This is a genomic window from Bacillus sp. B15-48, from assembly GCF_016879755.1.
GTDB lineage: Bacteria > Bacillota > Bacilli > Bacillales > Cytobacillaceae > Mesobacillus_B.
On record NZ_WOFU01000004.1, the window covers coordinates 144,561 to 168,606 of the forward strand.

Genomic DNA, 24,046 nt, shown 5'->3' on the forward strand with positions numbered 1-24,046 from the left:
AAAGTAAACTTTGTTATTCCTTTATTTCTTATAAATAATTGTCTATCTAATGATTGGGTTTGAAACTAGGTTCTTTCTGCTCCGGTTTCAACCCATAGAGCAATGAACGTACCAAATAATAAGGACCATACTGGAGCTCCTATATTTAGGATTGTCATATCAGATATCGCAATTACAAAGGCAAAAACTGTACTCAATTTCATTGCTGGATTTGAGAAACCTTGATGTAAGCTATTGCTAAAAACACCCAAAAGCGAAAATCCAACGATAATTGAAATAAACTCAGTCGGGAGAATATAAATATATGGGACGAGTTTCCATGCAAACAGTCCGAATACTAGTAGGAGAACTCCGGTGACGACGGCGCCCATATATCTTTTTTCTTTCGGTCCTGCTTCCTCGCCAGCACAGATTGCAGTTGCCATTCCAGCAATATTTGCTGATTGTCCGCCAAAGAAACTTGTCATAATTGAAAAGGCTCCGCTCAATGAAACGATTTTATTCACTGGAGTTTTATATTTATTTTGTTCTAATGCACCCACCGCAACAGCCGCATCATTGCTTAAAATAAGGAATGAAAGGGGGAGGGAAACCGAAAGAAAACTTGCTAAGTTGAATTCAGGTATCTGTAGTTGCGGAATCATCACCCCTGACATCCAATCACTGCTAGGATTCAATGGATGAGTCAAAATTAATACGAAAAACCCAATGGAAATCGCTGCAATCATTGGTGGAATCATTGTTCTCCATTTGCTAAATAAAAAGAAAGTCATTACGGAAACGACTCCAACAATTAAAAGTTGATTAACAGAAAGAATAAATTGGGTCATATACTTTAAAATCATTCCTGCGAGCATTGCCGAGATAATTTCTTTAGGTACCAGTTTAATCAATTTAGAGAAAAAGCCTGAAAAGCCAATAAGTAACATGATTAATCCGGAGACTATGTAAGCACCAATTAATTCATGAAAGCTAAATTGAGTTGTGATTGTTGCTAGAAATGCGACTCCTGTAAGGGTATGACCTCCGACAATGGGAATTCGAAAATAGATAGGAAGAATAATTCCGAATAATCCTCCAAATACATAAACCGAAAAGATCCACAGAATGGTCTGTTCAATTGTAAAATTTCCGTTTGCTGATGCTTCCAATATGAGAGCAGATGGCCCTGTAATAATGAAAATTCCGGCAACTAGTCCGGCAGCTGTATTTTTTCGATTTAAATCCCTAAAAAGTTTTTTGTTTTCTATAAATCTCTCATTCTCTTTCATGTTTTTCATGCAGTATCATCCTTTATTAAAGCTTCTTTAATTAACCTCTACATTATCAAAAGGAAACTATTATTTCATCATATATTCTCTAATATAATATTAAACAGCCAATTTGAGTAATTTTTACCCATCCACTTACGTTTGGAAGGGATTTAAATTGCAAATTAGAAGAACCCACTTCAATGGATGGTTTGCTATATTAGTGGAAAAACGTACAGACGATCTGTACGTTTTTTTACAGTTATGAAACTTTATGAGTGTACACTGTGGAATGACTGATTGCCTTAATTGTATCCCTTATTAATTTTTAAGAATAATTTTCCTATAGTTAGGCATGTTATATAAAGATTTGATGAGAGGAGAAGTTTTACAATAATGGTTAATTGCTCTATTAATCCCATTTAATTAAAAAGCACTGAATGATTATTCCATCTAATTGTTTATCGGTATAGTTCTAGCCGTTAGTCGTTGGCTAAAACCTTGTAGTACCTCTCAATCTTATATATAAAAAACCGATTGGAGAAAGGGAATATAAAATGGCAAAACAATCAAAACCGTTTTGGAAAAAGTTGAAGTTTTTCGGCCAGACAATTGCTGAATCAGACCATACGGAATTACAGCCACATGACCGCAATTCGGAACAGATTTATCGCCGTCGTTGGCAACATGATAAGGTGGTACGCACGACCCATGGTGTCAATTGTACAGGATCATGTAGCTGGAAAGTGCATGTGAAAGACGGAATCATTGCCTGGGAGACACAACAGGTAGATTATCCGACTACTGGAAGTGATATGCCAGAATATGAGCCACGTGGTTGCCAAAGAGGAGCATCCTTTTCTTGGTATATATACAGTCCACTTCGTATTCGGTATCCGTATGTACGTGGATCATTGTTACAAATGTGGCGGGAGGCTTTGGAAGAAACGAAGGACCCAGTAGCTGCGTGGAAATGTATTGCGGAAGATGAAGAAAAATCGAAGCGCTTTAAAGCTTCCCGTGGAAAAGGTGGATTTGTTCGTTCCACTTGGGATGAAATAAACACGCTCATTTCTGCTTCTTTAATTCACACCATTCAAGAATATGGGTCTGATAGGATTTTCGGATTCTCACCAATCCCAGCAATGTCGATGGTTAGTTATGCTGGCGGCGGTCGTTTTTTAAGTTTGCTTGGAGGTTCTCTATTAAGTTTTTACGATTGGTACGCTGACTTGCCAAATGCGTCCCCGCAAATATGGGGAGAACAAACCGACGTACCAGAAAGCTCTGATTGGTTTAATTCCAGTTATTTGCTCGTATGGGGGTCAAATATTCCACAAACTAGAACGCCAGATTCTCATTTTTATGTAGAAGCTCGTTACCGTGGTACGAAGGTAGTTGCTGTTGCTCCTGACTATGCGGAATATGTCAAGTTTGCTGATAACTGGCTCCCAGTTAAAGTAGGGATGGATGGGGCCTTAGCAATGGCAATGACGCATGTTATTTTAAAAGAATTTTATGTTGACCAACAAGTCGATTTTTTTAATAACTATATAAAACAATACACAGACATGCCATTTTTAATTACGTTAAAAAAGAAAGGAAATGAGTATGTTGGTGACAAATTTTTACGCGCTAGCGATTTAGGGATGAATGTTCAGAATGGTGAATGGAAACCTGTCCTTCTAGATCAAAAATCAGGTTTATTTTCTGTACCAAATGGTACGATTGGTCATCGTTGGGAAGAAGGGCAAAATTGGAATTTAAAACTGGAAGATATGGATAACGGTTTGAATGAAATTGATCCGTATCTTACGTTTTTAGGTCAAGAAGATGAGGTCGTCATGGGGGCTTTTCCATACTTTGGAGATGACCAACAACCGATTTTAAAACGTGGGATTCCAGTTAAAACCGTTTTTATTAACGGGGAGGCAACCTATGTAACGACTGTATTCGATTTAATGATGGCCCAATCTGCTGTTCCACGAGGTTTAGCCGGGGACTATCCTAATAATTATGATGAGGATATTCCTTATACTCCGGGGTGGCAAGAAAAGCTTACAGGCGTAGACCGCTATCAATGTGCGCAAATTGCTCGTGAATTTGCCCAAAACGCGATTGATTCAGAAGGACGTTCGATGATTATTATGGGTTCAGGAATTAATCATTGGTACCATTCAGATACGATTTATCGGTCCATTTTAAACTTAGTTTTATTAACTGGCTCGCAAGGAAGAAATGGGGGTGGCTGGGCTCATTATGTCGGTCAGGAAAAAGTTCGTCCATTAGAAGGCTGGCAAACGATTGCGATGGCAAGAGACTGGGGTGGTCCGCCGCGGCTTCAAAATGGAACAAGTTTCTTTTATTTTGCGACTGAGCAGTGGCGTTATGAAGACCAACGAGTAGATAACTTGAAGTCTCCGCTCGTTGACCAAAGTCGATACAGTCACCCAGGTGACTATAATGTATTAGCAGCAAGGCTAGGATGGTTACCAAGTTATCCGCAGTTTAATAAGAATAGTATTCAACTTGTTAGTGAAATGGGAAATGTCTCAAATGAAGAAGTAGTGCAAAGGGTTGTTGAACAGTTAAAGGCCGGAAAATTAAAATTCGCTGTTGAAAATCCTGAGGATCGTGCGAATTTCCCGAAAGTTTTATTTGTTTGGCGCGGAAATTTAATTGGAAGCTCGGCAAAAGGGCATGAATATTTCCTTAAACATTTACTCGGTACCCATCATGGAAATCTAAGTGAACAGAATGAGGAAGATGTTACGGAAGAAATAAATTGGGTTGAAAACATACCAGAGGGTAAATTGGATTTAATGGTTAGTATTGATTTTAGAATGTGTTCGACGACTTTGTATTCAGATATTTTATTGCCAGCAGCTACATGGTATGAGAAATATGATATTTCGAGCACCGATATGCACCCATTTATTCATCCGTTTAATCCCGCGATTACCCCACCTTGGGAATCAAAATCTGACTGGGATACGTTTAAAAATTTAGCAAAAAGATTTTCAGATATGGCAAAAGTTTATTTGCGTGAGCCAATGAAGGATATCGTTTCTAGTCCACTCCTTCATGATTCACGTGATGAAATCTCCCAAGCATACGGGAAAATTCCCGATTGGAAAAATGGAGAGTTGGATCCAGTTCCTGGTGTGAACTTACCAAGACTTCATGTCGTTGAACGTGATTTTACAAAGGTATATGATAAGTTTATTTCGCTTGGCCCAGCAATCAAAGAGCAGATAGGTGCAAAAGGGCTAAGTTGGGACGCAAAAGAAGAGTATGATATGTTAGCTCGAATGCTAGGAACATCGAAGCAGTCTAAAGAATATAAAGACCATCCAAGTTTGTATACAGATCGAAATGTTGCTGAAGCGATTTTAACATTATCTAGTACAACGAATGGGCATTTAGCAATGAAGGCCTGGGGCAAGTTGGAAGAGAAAACTGGGCAGAAATTAAAAGATTTAGCTATTGAACGTGCGGAAGAACATGTTAGCTTCGATGAAATAACAGCACAACCAAGGAAAGTAATATCTTCACCAGTGTTTAGCGGTACAGAAACTGGAAATCGCAGGTATTCACCATTTACGACGAATATTGAAAGATTCATTCCATTTAGAACACTCACTGGTCGACAGCACTTTTATTTAGATCATGATTTAATGCAAGAGTTTGGTGAAGAGATGCCAACTTTTAAAAGCCCTTTGAAAAAATTAGCTTTTTATGATCATGACAATCGTCCTGTTATGGAAGGCAAAGAAATTACTTTAAAATATTTAACGCCTCACTTTAAATGGTCATACCATAGCACCTACGGAGATACTGTTCCGATGTTAACGTTGTTCCGTGGCGGGCCGCATATTTGGATGAATAATGATGACGCCGAATCAATGGGAATTGATGATAATGATTGGATTGAAATGTATAACCGTAATGGGGTTGTAGTTGCTAGAGTTGTTGTAAGTCATCGACTTCCACGAGGGATTGTTTATATGTACCATGTTCAAGAAAGGCATATTAATGTTCCTGGCTCTCCCATTACAAAACAACGTGGGGGTTCCTTTAATAGTCCGACGCGAATCCATATGAAACCGACGCAAATGATTGGCGGATATGCACAATTAAGCTATGGGTTTAATTATTACGGACCAACAGGAAACCAAAGAGATGAAGAAGTAGTCATCCGAAAGATCAATAGAGATGAGGTGAACTGGCTTGAGAATTAAAGCTCAATATGGCATGGTTATGAACCTCGATAAATGTATCGGCTGTCATACATGCAGTGTAACATGCAAAACAACCTGGACAAATCGACCAGGTGTGGAATATATGTATTGGAATAATGTTGAAACAAAACCAGGTGTCGGGTACCCGAAGCAATGGGAGAACCAGGATATTAGAAAGGGCGGCTGGGAACTACGAAACGGAAAGCTTGAACTAAAAGCAGGCGGCCGAGCTAGTAAGCTGTTAAATATCTTTTATAATCCCGATATGACGACAATCGATGAATATTATGAACCTTGGGATTATGATTATGAAAACTTAATAAATAGTCCTGAAGGAGAGTACCAGCCAGTTGCACGGCCAGTTTCACGTCTAACAGGAGAGTATATGGACATTCAATGGGGGCCGAACTGGGAAGATGATCTCGCAGGTGTATATAAAACGGGGAAAGACGATCCAAATATGAATGGATTGGAAGACCAAATTAAATTTGAGTTTGAACAAACATTCATGATGTATTTGCCACGTATTTGTGAACATTGTATTAACCCGAGCTGTCTTGCCTCTTGTCCATCAGGAGCGATTTATAAACGAGATGAAGATGGCATCGTTCTAGTTGATCAGGATGCTTGTCGCAGCTGGCGGTTCTGTATGACCGGCTGCCCATATAAAAAGGTTTATTTTAATTGGAAAACACATAAGGCTGAGAAATGTACGTTTTGTTTCCCGAGAATTGAAAATGGACAGCCGACAGTTTGTTCGGAAACATGTGTTGGTCGTCTTCGCTATATTGGCCTTATTCTTTATGATGCGGATAAGATTCAAGAGGCAGCCTCTGTAGCTGACGATAAGGATGTCTATCAATCACAGCTTGATATGATTCTTGATCCACATGATCCCGAGATTATTAGAGAAGCAAAAAAGCAAGGAATTGCGGATGATTGGATTGAAGCAGCCCAGCGATCCCCGGTTTATAAACTTGCTGTTGAACAAAAGATTGCATTGCCGCTGCATCCAGAGTATCGAACATTGCCAATGGTGTGGTATGTGCCGCCACTTAGTCCGTTTATGAATGCATTTGGAGGAACCGCTGATTCAATTGATCCGCGTGTCGTATTTCCAATGATTGAACAGATGAGGATCCCAATTGAATATTTAGCGAACTTGTTCACTGCTGGAGATACACAGATTATTAAAAATGTCTTACGTAAACTTGTTGCGATGAGGAGCTATATGCGCCAAGTTAATCTTAATAAACCGATACAGACAGATATGATTGAATCAGCAGGGCTAACGGAGGAACTTGTACGTGAGATGTATGAGCTTTCCGCAATTGCTAAGTACTCTGATCGTTATGTAATCCCTATGTCTCATAAGGAAATGTCCGGGGACATGTTCCATGAAAGGGGAATGGCAGGGTTTGAAGAATTTAGTGAGGCTAGTGGAAGTGGATGTGAAAGTTGCGCTGTTGGAGGGCATCCACCAGAATCCCCACTACAATATTATCAAGACCAATATTGGAGGGAGCTAGATGAACAGAAAGCGAATGGTTTATAGTCTTATATCCAGTCTCCTACAATATCCCAATCAGGAATGGCAGGAGCTGGAGAATGAGCTCTTTGATGAAGTATCTCGCATATCAGCAGAACCGGTTCGAGTTCCATTGCTAAGATTTTTATCGTATTTAAAAGATACTCCGTTTGACAAGCTTTGTGAAAATTATGTGAATACATTTGATTTTTATGAAAAAACAACGCTTTATTTGACCCATATGGTATTTAAAGATAATCGTGAACGTGGCAATATTCTTATTCAATTGCGACAGGAATTTTATCAGTCAGGGGTTGAAATTGTATCTGATGAACTTCCCGATTATTTGCCGCTTATTCTTGAATTTGCCTCCATTGCACCGGAAGGTCAAGCGGAAAAAATTCTCCGCCTTCATAAACGGGCGATTGATCATCTCCAGCTTGAACTTCAGGGGATTGATAGTCCATACCGTTTTTTAATGACAGCATGCATGGAGAATATGGTTCAGTCGGATGAAAATAAAAATGAAAAGGTTTCCTAACGAAGCAGAACGGAGGAAAATATGACATTTTTTGATTATTTCCTATGGGTATTCTTTCCATATATTACCTTAACCATTTTTGTTGTAGGACATATCTTTCGCTATAATCATGATCAATTTGGTTGGTCGGCAAAATCAAGTCAATTTTTAGAGAGTAATATGTTGAAATGGGGAAGTCTTTTATTCCATTGGGGAATTATCTTCGTGTTTTTTGGACATGTTGCCGGGATTTTAATTCCTAAATTCTTTTATGATACGATTGGAATAAATGAACATATGTATCATTTTGGTGCGGTTTGGTTTGGGGGGGCAGCAGGAATTGCCACAGTGATCGGTGGAGCATTGCTATTCTTGAGAAGAGCGAGAGTAAAGCGGATCAATATGAATAGCAAACTCACTGATTATCTTTCACTCATTGTGCTAGGAATTGTTGTTTTGGTGGGATTCACCAATACAGTCGGATATACTGCCTCTGGAGGAACTTTTGACTATCGAACAACGATTGGTCCATGGTTTCGAGGCTTATTAACATTTAGACCTTTACCTGAGATGATGGCTGGTGCTCCACTTGGCTTTCAACTTCATGTGTTAACTGCGTTTGCATTATTTGCGATTTGGCCGTTTACACGGTTAGTTCATGTTTGGAGCCTACCATTAGAATATTTAAAAAGGAGATATATCATTTTTAGAAAAATGGGGTCCGTACAAGTAGAAAAGAAAAATTAATCGATACTAAGGTCTGCTCTGTAGGAGTAGACCTCTTTCAAGGAGGTAAGGGAAATTGTCGGGACCATCTTTACGTAAACTTGATGCTCACCATGCGATTCATGAAGGAGCATATACAGAAGCGAAAAACTTAACGGAAATTTTAAACCAATTGGTTATGGAAAAAAAAGAGAAAGAAGCAGCTGAAGTGGCCGATGCCTTGGTTGAGCATTGGGAAATGCGGATTATTGGTCATGCTGATTCAGAAGAGGAGGGGTTTTATCCAGAGGTATTGAATATAGAGCCAAATTTGAGCGAAAAGATTGCGATGCTGACGAGAGATCATCATATATTAAGAACTTTAGCGCATGAAATTCGAATAAGTTTATCGAAAGCGGGACCATCAAAAGAAGTATTGGACCGATTTTCAGCGCTTCTTTTAGTGAATGAAATACATAGTAGGGATGAAGAGGATTTTTTATTAGGCCATGAACATACCCATTAAGTCAATTTAATCCAATATAATAATTTTATGTAAACTATAAGGGTGAGAGGCAATTCCATATTAATTCTTATATACGATGGCCACTTTCAGGTTAATCCCTTAAAGTGATGGCAAAAATAATAACAATAAATATACTTATTGGAGGAGGGGACATTTTGAGTTCGTCATTGAACATAGGTGAGCTTGCACCTGACTTTACTTTACCAGCTACTACGAAACATGAACTTTCACTATCAGAATATCGTGGGAAAATGAATATAGTCGTTGCTTTTTATGGCATGGATTTTACACCAGGTTGAATCAAAGAAATTGCCTCTTGGAAAGAGGATTACAAACGATTTGAACAAAATGATGCAGAAGTGTTAGCAATTAGTGTCGATCATATTCATGCACACCGTGTCTTCGCAGCAAGCATGGGGACATTACCTTATCCACTATTGTCAGATTGGCATAAACAAACCGTGAAAAAATATAAAGTGTTTAACGAAAAAGGAGAAACAGCGGTTCGCTCCGTTTTTGTTATAAATAAAGAGGGAACAATCACGTATTTAAACACCACTTTTAAAGCGGACAAGCAAGAAGATTATGAGAAAGTTTTTCAAGAGTTAGAAAAGCTAAAACAATAATAAAGAAAAAGATTCCACCCGATTATGTGGAATCTTTTTCTTCTATATATTTAGAACTTTATTTAGTTTCTTCTTCCTCCAAATCACTGTCAAACGAATCTTCTGTATCCAACTCGTTATTTTCAAACGATTCCTCTGTTTCATCTTCTGCTTCGTATTCTTCATTTATTAATTCATCTGAATCCATCTCTCCATTTACAGGGGGTTCTTCCGGATTTATTTCATGGTTAACTGGTTCATCTTCAGGTATTATTTCTCCTTCGATATCCTGCGTATTTCCACAAGCTGTTGCGACTAAAACTGCAAAGATTAAAACTGCCAGTTTCCAAATATGTTTTTTCATTGTTTTATACCTCCTGAAAGTTTGTGTTAAATTTTGTGTATTGAGTGGTAAAAATTTTTGCCTCCTTTCTTCAAAACTACAGTTAGTATAAACAAGCTTTTCCGAAAAAAGTGTCGATTCTTCTTCATTACATACAGTTTAACGAAGTTGTAAATTTCCTTTAAATTTAGTTAAAAAAGCGTTTTTTCCCTAGTTAGACGAAAGAATTAGATATTTTTGCATATTAAAATTGCTGAGTTGAAGGTGTTATTGCTCGTAAGAAATCATTTGGGTATATTTAGTCCCGGAAATGACGAGGAGAATCTAGGGATTAGGTAGGTTAAAAAGAAATAAGTTGACGGTTTATTCTTTAAAAGAATGACAAACAGGTGACAAAAATGAAGGGAATGTAAATAGGGAGCTGTTCATCATATTGAGAGCTCTAGAGGAAGTTGTGTATGTGTAAACATATTGCTCATCTAAGATTGATTGAATGTGCAATACCTAGAATAAGAGTGTATACTACGAGAAGAGTTGTATATCGATAATATAATAGTTTTATTGAATAATTTACTATCTGGGAGAAAAAGGATGAAGCGTAAACATACCACAAAACAAGCAAAACGAAATTTTAACCTTGTTCTAGTATCTATTGCTTTTCTGTTTTTATTTAACCTTGTTATCCAATTGATGCAGCTACAGGAACGAGATGAATCTAATCCTTTTTATAATGGTAGTATCGCAGAAGAAGTCTATAAGTATACGCCAGTTCTCGAGAAAGAATTGAAGAATGTAAATCTTGAACAATATACAGTTGTACTAGCAGCGATCATGCAGCAGGAGAGTCGGGGAAGAGGCGGAGACCCGATGCAGGCCTCCGAATCAGCTGGACTCGCTCCAAATAGTATTAATAATCCAGAACAAAGTATCAAACAAGGTGTCAAACATTTTAAACAAACTTTCGATTACGGAACAAAAAAGCAAGTTGATTTTGCAACTGTTATTCAATCTTATAATATGGGAATGGGATATATTGATTTTGTTGCTCAAAATGGCGACAAACATAGTGAGGAGTTAGCAAAGGAGTTCTCTTATATACAAGTACAGAAAAATCCATCACTTTATAATTGTGGAGGAGATACGAACAATTTTCGTTACCCTTATTGTTATGGTGACTTTAGTTACAGCGGAAAAGTATTAAAGAATATTGAAACTTTGATTGCAAGTAACCCAGAATTATCTGTTCTATCTGAAGCTGCTATTTTAGGGTTATAAGTGACTTTATAGTATTGCCTCAAAGTTTAAATATTTTGTCAGATCATCAAAAATTTTATGCAGGATTTTTGCACATCTTCTCGAATTAGGTTAAGAAAAGGAGATGAGCAGATGGAGCAGGTTGTAAAGAAACGGTTGATTTGCTCTAAATGTAAGCAAGAAATTACGGATGTAATTGAATTTGAGGATAATGATGGAGTATGTGATGATTGTTATAGTATTCCGATAAAGAAGAGAATCGGCAAACTAAAATAATATTTAAAGCTATGCGATTTAAATTAATCTCGCATAGCTTTTTTAGTTAAAGGATATATTCATATAATGCCAACAAGAGGGATTTTGCTGGATACTTGATTAACGCTTTTAAAAATACTATGCTTATGAAACATTGAAGGATGTATTATTCTGCAAATCAACGAGAAGGAGTGAGATAAAGGTGGAGGAACAGAAGAAAAAGAAATCTCCGTTTAAAAAATGGTGGGTTTGGGTTGTGTCTTTTATTATTATTTATTTACTTTTTACCGGTCAAATTTAACGAAAGCGGAACAAACTATTATAATCGATTAAATTTAATGTAATTTTATTATGTTAACTTAATGATATTGAAAAAAGCTCTGAGAATCTCAGGGCTTTTTTCGTTGTCCAAAATCGAATTTTATGAAAAAGGGAACTAAATCATCGTTATTCCTACTTGACAGCTAGGATTAATGGGAATAAAATAAGGTACATAAAGAGGTTCTGTGAAACAGAAATATTCGGAGGAGGAGTTATGATGGAGGAGAGATATCCAGTGATCGCAGGTGCGGAGGAATTTTTTTATAAGGGAAATAAAATCGGGATTTTGATTTCTCACGGTTTTGTTGGAACCCCACAAAGTGTGCAATTTATTGGTGAAACATTAGCTGGATATGGCTATACCGTTTTGGCACCGCGGCTGCCTGGACATGGAACTCACCATCATGACCTTGAATCAGCTACATATGAGGATTGGTTTCGTGAATTAGAGAAAGGTTATCAGTTTTTGGCCCAACAGTGCTCAGTTGTATTTGTAATTGGGCAATCGATGGGAGGGACGTTAACCCTTCGTTTAGCACATAAATATCCAGAAATAAAAGGAATTGCCACAATCAATGCAGCATTGAGTCTCCCTGCATTTGATTATTTAAAAGAACAATCAACTCCTCGCTTTATTCCTGAAGGAGAGCCAGATATAAAGGATAGAGGAGTGTACGAAATTGCTTATACCCAAACGCCTTTACATGCGATTCACCAATTACAGGAAGTGATGGCGTCAACACCGAAATTACTTTCAGAAATCCAAACACCGATTTTGTGTGTAAAATCATCTGTTGATCATGTTGTACCACCAGAAAATACCGACTTTATCTATAAGTCCGTTCGATCAAAGAAGAAAAGACTAATTACTTTGGCTAATTCATATCATGTCGCTTCTATGGACAATGACAAAGAGTTTCTTGTAGAACAGCTTCATGATTTTGTGCAGAGTCAGCTTATATATGAGCTAGTAGCATCCTATTAAAATAATCTCTAAAAAAGGAGACCTGTGCCCTTATCGCTAAAAGGATCACAGGTCTTTTTTACTAGAAAAGAAAGTAGAATTTTCAAGTTAGAACTGTCTAGCTCCAGCCCCTGAGCAAGGCGCTTGCGCTTTTCTTTAAAGGATGAAGTTTGCTAGGATGTATAGAATAATCATACTTATGACAATACATAAATTAGATATATTTCCAATTAAGCGTGTCGTCGAATAGTTAAATTCATGTGCATATGGAATAACAGAAAGACCAATCGGCAAGAGGAAGCCAATTAAGATGGTGAATTTAAACATATCGTCGACTGGGACAAACAAAAAGAAGAGTAAGCCACCAATCAACCCTGTACCGTAACGATAAAGTAAATATTTAACTGTCGGCCGAGCTGAACCTTTTTCAAGGGTGAAGTTTAAGTAAATTCCTAGAAGAATCAGCGATAATGGCATATTTGCCTGAGAAAGTATAGAAGCAACATCAATAAAAAAGTTAGGTAAATGGATGTTGCTAAAATTAAGAATACTCATGATGATATAGGTCATCAATGGAATCGATTTACTAAACTTTCTTAAAATCTCGCGTGGTTTAAGACTTAACCCTTCTTTCGAATAATAACTTCCTAAAATGTACGAGAGACCAAAAACGAGGAAAGAATTCCCAACATCAAACATACCAAAATATAGTAGACCTTCGGCTCCCCAAATAGCCTCGACAAGGGGAAAAGCGAAAAGACCGACATTATAACCAGTTGAAAGCATCATCATGCTGCCTTTTAATTCTTTCTTCTCATTTTTAAAAAGAAAAAAAGCAACAAGGGTAGTGATTAATCCAAAGAATATAACTATAAAAGGAATCATGATCAATTTTGCTTCGATTTCAACAGAGCTGAGTGAGACGATAATTAATGCAGGAAGAGTGATATTGAAAACAATTCTTGAAATCACTTCACCGTCCTGCTCCTTAAGAATATGAAACTTCTTAAATAGATATCCGATTCCAATTAAAAGAATGACAAATAAAAATGTTTGATTCATATGTAGAGGCTCCTTTTGTGTCAATAACTTCGTTCAATTCATTTTGAAGCCATTATATAATTGATACTATTGTATTATAACGCAATTGAAAAATAAAAAAAGCCTGACCATCTAGGCCGGCGTGATTGATGAATTAAAAAGTATTATAAATATTATCACATTCTCCTGCTCTTGGTTCGTAGAAACAATGAAGTTTATACCGCCCAACATGGGGCTGGTTATACCATGTTGGTGGACAATCTGCTGGGGGTCTAAAATACCATAAGCTGTATTTTGCTGGCCATTGCCGATGTCCCTTCACTGATTTGCGTGCTAACCGTTTTTCTGACTCTCTGGCTCTTTGGTAAAAGTAACCCTTCTGAACGGCTTCAAATGCATGCTCCTGGTAAATCATATGTGGGATGGTTTTTAATCCAACAAAATCGGAACAATCGCCTCTAATGCGATTGATTCCTACGGCTCCTACATGCATCATTCCTAATTCCCCTTCACCTTCAGCTTCTGCTCGAAGTAATCTTGCTAAAAGGTTAATATCTGCCTCAGTATGTTTAACAACAGCCATCACTCCACCTCCAATTAACATATCATATGGATTTGATTAGAAGATGTTTCACATATGATTACTTATATGCACAATCAATAAAGATATTAACTATCGATAAGGTTATTTCAGAAAATATCGTTTGCGCGGTTGAACTGGATAGAAAACGATGGATGGGTTAGTAATATGGATGTCAGGGAAACCAGGGAGACTACGAACTGCGTTGGAATCAGTGAAATGAATAAGGTCAACGAGTTGCAATGCTCCAGTTGTACAGGCATCAATACAGGCAGGAGATAACCCTTTGTCCTGCCTCGGATAACACATTTGGCATTTACTCACTTTATGGGTTTCGGGGTCAAATTGTGGTGCTTCATATGGACATACAGAAACACAAATTTGACAGCCGTTACAACGACTTTCATCGATTTCAACGATTCCGTCTTGTCGCTTCCTGAAAGCGCGTTCGGGACAAACTCGAAAGCATTCAGGATTGTCGCAATGATTACAAGAGAGGGATAGATACAGTTCAGGAGTAACTTTTTTTACCTTTCTCCACCGAATATGAGAGGGAGTTTGATTTTCGTTTTTACAGGCAATCTCGCATGCCATACAACCGATACAATCATCGGCATTAAAGCTTAATCCTACCTGTTTATACATGACTTTCCCTCCGTTTCCTAATTTGAACAAAACTATCATAAAAGTACGTACTTGTTACGCTGTCACGTTCGTTTCGATTATCAATGATCAGTTTATTAATCGGGTTATACCCTGCTTGATTTGCTAATACGACGTTTCTTGGCAGCTGATTGTTGACGAATGCCGTTCCTACGATCCGGCCATGGTCATTAAATAGTTCGATTTTTTCATTGTTTTTAATTTCATTTAAGTCGGCAGCTTCACTTGATATTTCAATAATTGAGCTATCTTTTTGATGGTCGTTTAACCAGCTTAGCGATTCATACTGTGAATGAATTTTGAGCAAGGATTGTGGCGATAGGAGCCGATATTGGTCTGAGCGTTTTGTGTTAGACTCTTTAAGGAATTCTCCATTTTTTAGTTTTAAATTTTCTTTGATTAACAACTTAAACTCCTTGTTCATTTTTGATGAAGGGAGGATAAATTGGAATTTTTGATTCCTTTTAGTAAAAATGGGTTCTTCCTTTTTTTTATATGGCCGTTTTAATAAATCTTCGTACTCATTAAAAGAATAAAGTGATCTTATTTCAGGAGTTAATTCAGCTTTAACCCATTCTACTGGTTCCTTATCTGCAGGAAAGTTAGAAAATCCAGGAGAAAGCTTATTTAGTTTCCGTGTTAAATCCCTTGCGATTTGCAAATCACTTTTCGCTTCATAGTAAGCAGGGATCGCCTGCTGATTGAGCGAGAGCCAATAATGCCAATAACCGACATTTAAATCTTCTTCCTCAAAATGGGTCGCTGCAGGGAGGACAAGATCGGATTGCTCGGCTGTTTTCGTCATATAAAGGTCAACAGTAACAATTAACTCTAACTGTTCGAACAGCTTTTCCCACGCTTTTAAATTTTGATCCTGTGCAATGACATTCCTTGAGGCGATCCAAAGAAGCTTAAGAGGCGGATTAGTGAGTGTAAGTGCACTCTTGGCAAAATCACTGATATCAACCTTTCTTGATGTTGGAATTGATAGGTGAGCAGGTCCTTGATGGTTTAAAAGGTTTAATGGGAAGTTTTCAACTTCAAAATGCATATAATAAATTCCTGCATTTGGAATGTTAAGATTTCCAGTGATTGCGGCAAGGTTGGTAATAGCAGCAATGCTATCACCTCCGCTACTGTTTCGTTGAATGCCAAGACCAGGCCACGTGACAGCAGGTTTTATCTTTCCATATAAGTTGCTCAATTCTTCAATTGCTTCAGGGGATACTCCTGTTCGTTCGCAAATCATTTCGACTGTTATCCCTGTTAAAAGAAATCTTTCATATTCATTCCATCCTTCGGTTTGGTTTGAAAGGAATTCGACAGCCATTTCGTTTTTTTCAAGAATTCGTTTGGCAATTCCATAGGCAAGCATTGCATCACTACTAGGATTAATTTGAATGTAAAGATCTGCTTTTTTTGCTGTTTGCGTAAAAATAGGGTCGATAACAACAAGTTTCGCCCCTTTATTTTTTCTTGCTTCATAAATAAATTTCATTTGATGGACATTAGTTACCGCGGGATTTGCGCCCCATATAACAATTAAACTCGCTTCCGCCATGTCCTCAGGAACACAACTAAAATTCTGACCTAATGACTGATAAATCGCCTGTTTTCCTGTAAGAGCGCAAGGATTGCCCACAGGTTTCGTATGAGGACCGATACTATTGAACATTCCTTCTGTTGCATAATGCAGGAGCCCAAGATTTCCGGAGAATTTATTGTAGCCACTGGCAAGATTTGAACCGTATTTTTGATTAAGTTCGATCATTTTACTAGCAATCCTTGTATATGCTTCTTCCCATGAAATTCTTTTCCAATTCCCAGATCCTCTTGGGCTTTGGAGCATTGGGTATTTTAAACGTTGTGGATTATATACAAATTGCGTATAAGCATATCCTTTTGCGCATAGATGTCCGCCTGTATAACCATTCAACGGATCGCCCGTTACTTTTATGAGGCGATCATTTTCAACGTAGGATAACATTGAACACGTACCATAACAATTTCTGGGACATGTATTTCGATAAATGCCATCTTTCAAGTTCGGCACCTCGTTTCTTATAGTTTTCGAAGCTGTTTTATTTTAAATGCCGCAATGATATCGAGTTGGTTATTTAGGTCATTTAATTCACGCTTTAGGATTTCTTCAATTTTTTTCAATCGATACCGCAATGTATTTCTGTGAAGAAATAAGGCTTTGGAAGTTGCTGTCATATCAAATTGATGTGTAGCAAATACGTGAAGTGTTTCCATTAATTGAGCATTATTCATTGAATCATAATTCGCTAACTCTCCTAGTACCGAATGAAAGTATTCCTTTATATCTTGTAGATCATGTTTATACAAGATTCTTTCCAAACCTAAGTCTGAGAAGTATGGAATCTGGATTTCTAGTATTTCACCTAGTTCTAGTGCAACTTTCGCCTCTTGGTAACTGCGAAAAACATCAACTGGAGAATAATAAACCGTTCCGATCCCGCAGGAAAATTTTCGGTCATTATTATAAGAACACATCTGTTTAAATATGGTAGATGAAAATTCTTCTAGAGATGCTCGAAAGTGAAGTTTATCTTCGTTTCCTTGCATTGTTAAAATGACAATAACTTGACTTTGTTTCGGTAAGGTAATTGGTTTTACGTTTCTTTCATTTAAAGTTCTTTCAATAATATAGTGTAAATGATTAATTAATTGTTTATCAGTCGATACGTGGTTAAAGTCTTGGAGCGAAAAAACGACAGCTGTTAGAGGCAAGCTTAAATCCCAGCCCCATATCTTCCCATACTCAAGTATCTCCACTGGTTGTTTCATATTTCCGTATAAAAGATCAAATAGAAACGCTTCCTTAAATTTCATTTGTTCTTGTTTTAATTCTTTTTTTCTTTTCAATTGAATCGAACATAATGAAGCGGCGAATGTCAAAATTGATCCGACACTTTCTAAGTCAACATTGTTGTTTTCATCAATGATATATATATAGCCAAGTGTTTGACTGTCTTCAATGATCGGAGTGGCAAATGCTAGGATGTCAAAGTTCGCTGACATTATTTTACATTTGAAACTGTCATTGTTGTCTACTTTTGTAAGCCGTTCAATTGCCAAAATATTTTCACAAAACTCATGATCAAGACTTGCTGACTGTAATTCATGATTAAGTGGGTCAGTTATTAAAACGGGCAATGAAAGTAAAGAAGCAAGTTTCCCTGTTATTTGTTCGATTCCTTCCATTGAAACGGTTAATAATTCTTGAATATAGCTAGGAACATGATAGGTTTTATTTGTCATACAGCTCATCCTCCTAATTCTTCATGCTGTTAATCTCATCATATCTCAACCGTTTTCTTTGAACAATGAATGTCACAGAACCGTAGAAATCCCGCTGTCACAAGTTTGTAATATCAGTATGGCTACCGCGCACAAAATTTGCTCGTTTAATTCGTGCAACCGGGACATAGTGAACAATCAAATAGAAATATATAATGAAATTAACAAGTTCAGTTTTTCACATACTGTTAATCTTAAAGGAGGCACGTAACATGATAGATTTGGTTAAAAAAATCCAAGATTTTAAAATAACTAGAAGATCATTCATCGGTTGGACATCTGTTGCAGCAGCAACCGCTGCAATACCTGTGAGTCGCGGGCTGATCGCTAATGCCGAAACAAACATAGGAGTAGAAGACGATGCTGGTGAAGGTATTTGGAAAACAGCTGCGTGCTGGCATAACTGCGGAAGTCGTTGTCTTAATAAAGTCCTTGTCAAGGACGGAGTTGTTATCCGTCAAAAGACGGATGATACTCATGAAGATAGTCCGGATTTCCCGCAACAACGTGGCTGTTTAAGAGGCCGTTCACAGCGAAAACATGTATTTAATGCTGATCGCTTAAAATATCCGATGAAAAGAAAAAATTGGGAGCCGGGTGGAGGAAAGAAAGAACTTCGCGGACGCGATCAATGGGTGCGCATTACGTGGGATGAAGCCTTGGGTCATGTCGCTTCTGAAACGAAACGAATTATTGAGAAATATGGGAATGAAGCAATCTTAGTTACTGGTGCAAACGCGAATATTCGTAATGCAATGGCTGCTATGGGTGGTCATAGTTCCAATTATGGAAGTTCGTCATGGGGAGCTTGGAGATGGATATGGGAAAACATGGGTGTTGGTGAAGGATTAATTGTTAATAGCATCAATGATCGCCTCGACTTAAGAAACTCTCAATTAATCGTCTTATGGGGGGCTAACCCTGCTTGGAGTACGATGGGAAGTGTCACATATAACTATTTACAAGCAAAAAAAGCTGGTGCTCGCTTTATTGTTATTGACCCGATGTATTGTGAATCAGCGAGTGTGTTTGATGCTGATTGGGTCCCAGTCCGACCAGGCACAGATGATGCTTTAACTTTCGGAATGATGTATACGTTACTCGAAGAAGATGATCCGATAACCAATCCACTAGTAAAATGGGATTTCTTAAATAAATATACGATCGGTTTCGATGAGGATCATATGCCAGAAGGAGCAGATCCAAAAGAAAACTTAAAAGATTATATACTAGGTACTTACGATGGACAGCCAAAATCACCTGAATGGGCTGCGGAAATTTGTGGAGTAGAGCCAAGCAAAATTCGCCAACTAGCACGTGATATTGGTGGAACCGAGCGAGTATCACTTTTAACCGGTTGGGCACCTGCACGAATCATTAACGGAGAAGGTTGGGTACAAGCATTCTCAGCGCTCGGTATGATGACAGGTCATATGGGGAAATCAGGAAGTATGACTGGTGTTAGCTGTTGGGAGTACGCTGGAAACATGGGGCCAATGCTTCTTACAGCAGGTGGAACAGGGGCACCACGAGTTGAGAATAACATTGATCATCAAATTAACGAAAATGAAATGTGGGATGCGGTGCTAGATGGGAAGTTCCTCCAAAGATATGAGGGAGAACGGAATGTAAATATTCAATTTATTTACAATAACTATGAAAACCACTTGCAAACACGAAGCAATATTGGGAAAGGGATTGAAGCCCATCGTAAAGTAGAATTTGTTGTAACGAATGCTTATGCTTTAACAACAAATGCGAAATATGCAGATATTGTCCTTCCAGTTGCCACTCAATGGGAAACGCCAGGAGCGGTCAAAGGAGGAAACCGTGAAATTTTGATTACTTGGTCAAAAATTATTGAGCCATTATACGAATCGAAAACGGATCAAGAAATTGCTGAAGCATTGCTTGAGAAACTTGGGAAAAATCCTAAAGAGATTTTCCCGCTTTCAGAAAAGCAACAGTATTTTAATCAGCTAGCAGGGAGTATGGTCGTAATGGAAAATGGGGTCGATTATGAACCATTATGTACGATCACTGCAGAAGATATTAAAGAATGGGGAGTTGAAGGAACTCCACAAACAGGTCGCATTCCACTTAAAGAATTTGTCGATCGTGGAATTTATCAAGTACCACGAAAGCCTAGTGATAACTTTGGCTTTATTGCTTATAAAGATTTCATTGATGATCCAGAAGGAAATCCAGTCTCAAGTGAAAGTGGAAAATTTGAAATTTATTGTAAAGCAATAAATGAATTATCGAAGAAAGCCTATTCGGAAATTGCACCAATCCCGAAATATGAACCGAAAGTTCATGGCTATGAATCTACTTATGAAAACTGGGAGACGAAGAAGAAGGGGCAATATCCTTATCAAATTATTAACCCACATTATTTGAGAAGATCACATAGTACATTGGATAATGTGCCACAATTGCGTGAAGCATGGCCGAACCCAGTTTATATCAGTCGATTCGATGCAGACGAGATTGGAATTAAAGATGGAGATACGGTGTTAATGTCAAACGAATATGGGAAAGCGTTACGCCCGGCAAAAGTTACCGAAGGAATGATTCCAGGTGTTATCGGACTTCCACATGGTGCTTGGGTTGATATTGACGAAGAGACAGGAATCGATCGAGCGGGTGCAGATAACATCTTTGTCCCTCATATTCCAAAAGGCCTAGGGTCTTCAGGTTTCAACTCAGCACGCTGTAACTTGGAAAAGTGGGAAGGCAAGCCGCTTGAAGAGGACGTAAAATGGGAACAACGGATCATCAAATTTTAATGAGGGAGGTCACATCTTATGACGCAAATGGGATTTTATATAAATGTTGCCGAGTGTGTTGGTTGTAAAACATGTACAGTCGCATGTAAAGATAAAAATGATTTAGAAGTAGGCAGAAACTTTCGGAGAGTCTATGATTTTGAAGAAGGCACCTTTCCAAAGCCGTCAAATTGGCATGTGTCTATCTCTTGTAATCATTGTGATGTACCGACGTGTGCACAAGGTTGTCCAACAGGAGCATTAGACAAAAGAAATGAGGACGGCGTTGTCTTAATTGATCACTCTAAATGCGCCGGCTGTAGATATTGTGAGTGGAATTGTCCTTATGGTGCCCCACAGTATGATGAAGAACAAGGAAAAATGACGAAATGTGATACATGTATTGATTTACGTGAAAATGGAGAAGATCCAGTTTGTGTTTCCTCCTGTATCATGCGTGCAATCGAGTTTGGTCCGATTGATGAATTGCGTCAAAAATATGGAACGAATGCTGATATTAAAGGATTACCTAGTTCGTCAATCACAAAACCGAATCTAGTCATTAAAGGAAGATAACAAAACTTGTAGAAGGAGGAATCGAATATGCATGAATGGTCGTTATTAATCTTTACCGTTGCAATTCCAGCAGCTGTCGGTGGGATTCTGTTCTTATGGTTTGTGAATCGGATTTTAGCGAAAACGGGAACGGATTCGCATAAAGCAATGAAGTTACCGCTGCTTGTTACCGCCATCGTTTCCATTGTTGGTTTAATCGGATCGTTTTTCCACTTAGGCAGTCCGCTGAGTGCGTTTCACACATTGAGAGGATTTGGTCGCTCATGGATGAGCAATGAAATCGTATTTGTAGGAATCTTCATTGGGTTAGCGTGTATTCTAGCTTTACTAGCGATATTAAATAAGAAAGTAAGTCCAACGTTGATGCTCATTACCGGAATCATTGGTCTCGCAGCCATTTTCTCAATGGCACAAACGTATGCGGTTACCCGAGTAAACGGTTGGGATCATCTTAATACGTATGTCGTGTTCTTTGGTACTGTACTAGCCCTTGGTCCTGTTCTTGGTGCAAGTCTCATTCTCCCATCTTTTAAAGGAGAAGAAATGAAGAAAATCGTTAAATGGGCGTTTACATTCGGGATATTAGGAGTGATGATCCAAGTGATTGGATCGGCCATGTTTGCCGCTTATACACCAGAAATTCAGATGATCACAGGAGAAACAGCTGCTGCCAAGCTTGCCCCTTATTCAGGAATGATTGGTGTTCGTTGGATCATTGAACTTGCAGGATTGGCTGTTCTAGGATACTTATCTTTAAGTAGTAAACCGAAAGTGAATTTTGCTTTAGTGTATGCCGCGCTAGTTGTGTTCGTCATTGCGGAAGGCATGAGTAGATACGTATTTTATGTATTAGGTTCTTAAGCGATTGTCTAAAGGATTACTAAAATTAGTGAGATGAAAATAATTAAGTGCAACTCAAAGGTAGATGTTGAGTTGCACTTTTTATTATGTTAATAAAATAATGCTAGATAGTTTTTGGCTAAAACTACTTTGATTCTTTCGTGAAGAATAGTAATATTGACAAATATCAGTTTAAATAATAAAGGAGAATATGGACGTATGAAGAATCATGAACAATGGACCTCTAAGCTTGGCTTCATTCTAGCTGCAGCAGGCTCTGCAATTGGATTGGGGGCCATTTGGAAGTTTCCATATATGGCGGGGACAAATGGCGGAGCCATCTTTTTTCTGCTTTTTATTATTTTAACCATTTTAGTTGGTGCGCCAATTTTGATCGCAGAGTTTGTCATTGGGCGTAATACACAGAGGGATGCGGTCCGAGCTTATCGGAAACTTGCACCGCAAACAAATTGGCACTTTTTAGGTTTGGCTGGAGTGACTTTTTCTTTTATTTTACTTTCTTTTTACAGTGTAGTTGGCGGGTGGATTCTCTCGTACTTAGTTCGAAGTTTTACGGGGCGTTTGGCAAATGCTGATTATGGAAATTTATTTAATGACATTATTTCCAATCCTGCTGAAGTTATAATTAGTCAATTCATCTTTATCGTCATAACGATTTTGGTTGTAAAGGGTGGTGTACAGAAGGGAATTGAACGTGCAAGTAAATATTTAATGCCAGCTCTTTTTATCTTTTTTATTGTGCTTGCTATTCGTTCGGTAACCCTTGAAGGCTCTGCTGCTGGGTTGGAGTTTTTACTCAAACCAGATTTTTCTGTAATGAGTGGAGAGACTGTTTTGCTTGCGTTAGGACAAGCATTTTTCACACTCAGTGTTGGTATTTCTGTGATGGTGACGTACGCTTCCTATTTGTCAAAATCAGAAAACATAGCCAAATCCGCTTTTTCCGTCGCAGGATTAAATATTTTAATTTGTTTCCTAGCAGGTCTTGTTATTTTTCCAGCTGTGTTTGCGCTCGGTTTTGAACCGGGACAAGGACCTGGATTAGTATTTGTTGTATTGCCTGCCGTTTTTAATGAAATGGCGTTCGGAAGTATTTTTCTTATTATTTTTCTATTTTTACTCTTATTTGCGACCCTTACATCAGCCTTTTCCATTTTAGAAATTGTCGTTGCCGTTCTGGTTAAAGATGAAAAAGAAAAACGAGGGAAAATTACGTGGATAAGTGGGATGCTCATTTTTCTAGTCGGTGTACCGAGTGCACTCTCATTCGGGGTTCTCTCTGATGTGCAAATTTTCGGAAGGTCCATTTTTGATGCCGCTGATTTTCTCGTAAGTAATATTGGTTTGCCTGTAGGTGCCTTCTTTATTTCGCTTTTTGTTGGCTATCGATTGCCTCGTCAGTTAGTAAAAGAAGAATTGGCACTTGGCACCAATGGAGTTGGTTTGTTATTTGATATTTGGTATTTTTCCATTCGCTATGTTGCACCAATAGCTATTGTTATCGTGTTTTTAAATTCAATTGGAATATTATCGTAGCATTTCCGAAAGGGCTGTCTTATTTCAGCCCTTTTTGCATAAAAACTCGATAGAAATTGTAAAACTAATCTTAATGATTTACGTACTTCTTCTCTTCTGCTTTGCCTAAAAAAAATTGCCCAATATGACAAATGTCATATTCAATATATGACACCTGGGACTTACGCGCCTCGTTTTCCTTCTCT

General features: G+C 38.0%; 20 protein-coding genes. 13 read left to right on the plus strand and 7 right to left on the minus strand.

The genetic code is table 11. The features are described 5' to 3' along the window. Positions 1-65: 65 nt before the first annotated feature. Entirely contained in the window at positions 66-1,280 is a 1,215-nt protein-coding gene (locus tag GNT69_RS14055; protein WP_239094229.1) for a benzoate/H(+) symporter BenE family transporter, read from the minus strand. Between the two features lie 527 nt (positions 1,281-1,807). Here GNT69_RS14055 and GNT69_RS14060 point away from each other — a divergent pair. The 6 genes from GNT69_RS14060 (at position 1,808) to GNT69_RS25510 (ending at position 9,396) form a co-directional block, all read left to right on the plus strand. Beyond that, a complete protein-coding gene (locus GNT69_RS14060) occupies positions 1,808-5,491 on the plus strand; it encodes a nitrate reductase subunit alpha (RefSeq protein ID WP_203555615.1) in 3,684 nt (1,227 codons plus the stop codon). Beyond that, a complete protein-coding gene (gene narH / locus GNT69_RS14065) occupies positions 5,481-7,046 on the plus strand; it encodes a nitrate reductase subunit beta (protein WP_203555616.1) in 1,566 nt (521 codons plus the stop codon). The genes GNT69_RS14060 and narH overlap by 11 nt, the downstream gene beginning before the upstream one ends. Then, the gene (narJ, locus tag GNT69_RS14070; RefSeq protein WP_203555617.1) at positions 7,021-7,560 is read left to right on the plus strand and encodes a nitrate reductase molybdenum cofactor assembly chaperone; all 540 of its coding nucleotides are present in this window, start codon (positions 7,021-7,023) and stop codon (positions 7,558-7,560) included. Before narH ends, narJ begins: the two co-directional genes overlap by 26 nt. A gap of 21 nt (positions 7,561-7,581) precedes the next feature. Then, the gene (gene narI, locus GNT69_RS14075; protein WP_203555618.1) at positions 7,582-8,286 is read left to right on the plus strand and encodes a respiratory nitrate reductase subunit gamma; all 705 of its coding nucleotides are present in this window, start codon (positions 7,582-7,584) and stop codon (positions 8,284-8,286) included. 55 nt (positions 8,287-8,341) lie between these two features. Then, entirely contained in the window at positions 8,342-8,770 is a 429-nt protein-coding gene (locus GNT69_RS14080; RefSeq protein ID WP_203555619.1) for a hemerythrin domain-containing protein, read from the plus strand. A gap of 107 nt (positions 8,771-8,877) precedes the next feature. Beyond that, complete coding sequence (locus GNT69_RS25510) at positions 8,878-9,396, plus strand: redoxin domain-containing protein (RefSeq protein ID WP_239094230.1); 519 nt, start codon at positions 8,878-8,880, stop codon at positions 9,394-9,396. Between the two features lie 58 nt (positions 9,397-9,454). Here the strand turns inward: GNT69_RS25510 and GNT69_RS14095 are convergent, their stop codons facing one another. Next, positions 9,455-9,739, minus strand: coding sequence for a hypothetical protein (locus GNT69_RS14095; protein ID WP_203555622.1), 285 nt, complete (start codon positions 9,737-9,739; stop codon positions 9,455-9,457). A 570-nt stretch (positions 9,740-10,309) separates the two neighbouring features. Here GNT69_RS14095 and GNT69_RS14100 point away from each other — a divergent pair. From GNT69_RS14100 to GNT69_RS14110, 3 genes are all read left to right on the plus strand, one after another. Beyond that, positions 10,310-10,993 (plus strand): lysozyme family protein, encoded by a 684-nt coding sequence (locus GNT69_RS14100; RefSeq protein WP_203555623.1) that lies wholly within the window; start codon positions 10,310-10,312, stop codon positions 10,991-10,993. Between the two features lie 111 nt (positions 10,994-11,104). Then, positions 11,105-11,248: a hypothetical protein gene (locus GNT69_RS14105; RefSeq protein WP_203555624.1), complete on the plus strand. Its 144-nt coding sequence runs from the start codon at positions 11,105-11,107 to the stop codon at positions 11,246-11,248. A gap of 517 nt (positions 11,249-11,765) precedes the next feature. Beyond that, the gene (locus GNT69_RS14110) at positions 11,766-12,533 is read left to right on the plus strand and encodes an alpha/beta hydrolase (RefSeq protein ID WP_203555625.1); all 768 of its coding nucleotides are present in this window, start codon (positions 11,766-11,768) and stop codon (positions 12,531-12,533) included. Positions 12,534-12,668: 135 nt separating this feature from the next. Here the strand turns inward: GNT69_RS14110 and GNT69_RS14115 are convergent, their stop codons facing one another. From GNT69_RS14115 to GNT69_RS14135, 5 genes are all read right to left on the minus strand, one after another. Beyond that, positions 12,669-13,574, minus strand: coding sequence for an AEC family transporter (locus GNT69_RS14115; RefSeq protein ID WP_203555626.1), 906 nt, complete (start codon positions 13,572-13,574; stop codon positions 12,669-12,671). 133 nt (positions 13,575-13,707) lie between these two features. Beyond that, the gene (locus GNT69_RS14120; RefSeq protein WP_203555627.1) at positions 13,708-14,136 is read right to left on the minus strand and encodes a cell wall hydrolase; all 429 of its coding nucleotides are present in this window, start codon (positions 14,134-14,136) and stop codon (positions 13,708-13,710) included. A gap of 102 nt (positions 14,137-14,238) precedes the next feature. Continuing rightward, positions 14,239-14,778: a 4Fe-4S dicluster domain-containing protein gene (locus tag GNT69_RS14125; protein WP_203555628.1), complete on the minus strand. Its 540-nt coding sequence runs from the start codon at positions 14,776-14,778 to the stop codon at positions 14,239-14,241. Continuing rightward, a complete protein-coding gene (locus GNT69_RS14130; protein ID WP_343206503.1) occupies positions 14,771-16,849 on the minus strand; it encodes a molybdopterin-dependent oxidoreductase in 2,079 nt (692 codons plus the stop codon). The genes GNT69_RS14125 and GNT69_RS14130 overlap by 8 nt, the downstream gene beginning before the upstream one ends. An 8-nt stretch (positions 16,850-16,857) precedes the next feature. Next, positions 16,858-18,081 carry a PucR family transcriptional regulator gene (locus GNT69_RS14135; RefSeq protein WP_203555630.1) on the minus strand — a complete coding sequence of 408 codons (1,224 nt, stop codon included), beginning with the start codon at positions 18,079-18,081 and terminating at the stop codon, positions 16,858-16,860. A 251-nt stretch (positions 18,082-18,332) separates the two neighbouring features. Between GNT69_RS14135 and GNT69_RS14140 the strand changes: the two genes are divergently transcribed. The 4 genes from GNT69_RS14140 (at position 18,333) to GNT69_RS14155 (ending at position 23,861) form a co-directional block, all read left to right on the plus strand. Next, on the plus strand, positions 18,333-20,909 hold the full coding sequence (locus GNT69_RS14140) for a molybdopterin-dependent oxidoreductase (RefSeq protein ID WP_203555631.1): 2,577 nt from the start codon (positions 18,333-18,335) through the stop codon (positions 20,907-20,909). Between the two features lie 18 nt (positions 20,910-20,927). Then, on the plus strand, positions 20,928-21,464 hold the full coding sequence (locus tag GNT69_RS14145; RefSeq protein ID WP_203555632.1) for a DMSO/selenate family reductase complex B subunit: 537 nt from the start codon (positions 20,928-20,930) through the stop codon (positions 21,462-21,464). 27 nt (positions 21,465-21,491) lie between these two features. Beyond that, positions 21,492-22,325, plus strand: coding sequence for a dimethyl sulfoxide reductase anchor subunit family protein (locus GNT69_RS14150; protein WP_203555633.1), 834 nt, complete (start codon positions 21,492-21,494; stop codon positions 22,323-22,325). Positions 22,326-22,523: 198 nt separating this feature from the next. Next, a complete protein-coding gene (locus GNT69_RS14155; RefSeq protein ID WP_203555634.1) occupies positions 22,524-23,861 on the plus strand; it encodes a sodium-dependent transporter in 1,338 nt (445 codons plus the stop codon). The last annotated feature ends 185 nt before the right edge of the window (positions 23,862-24,046 follow it).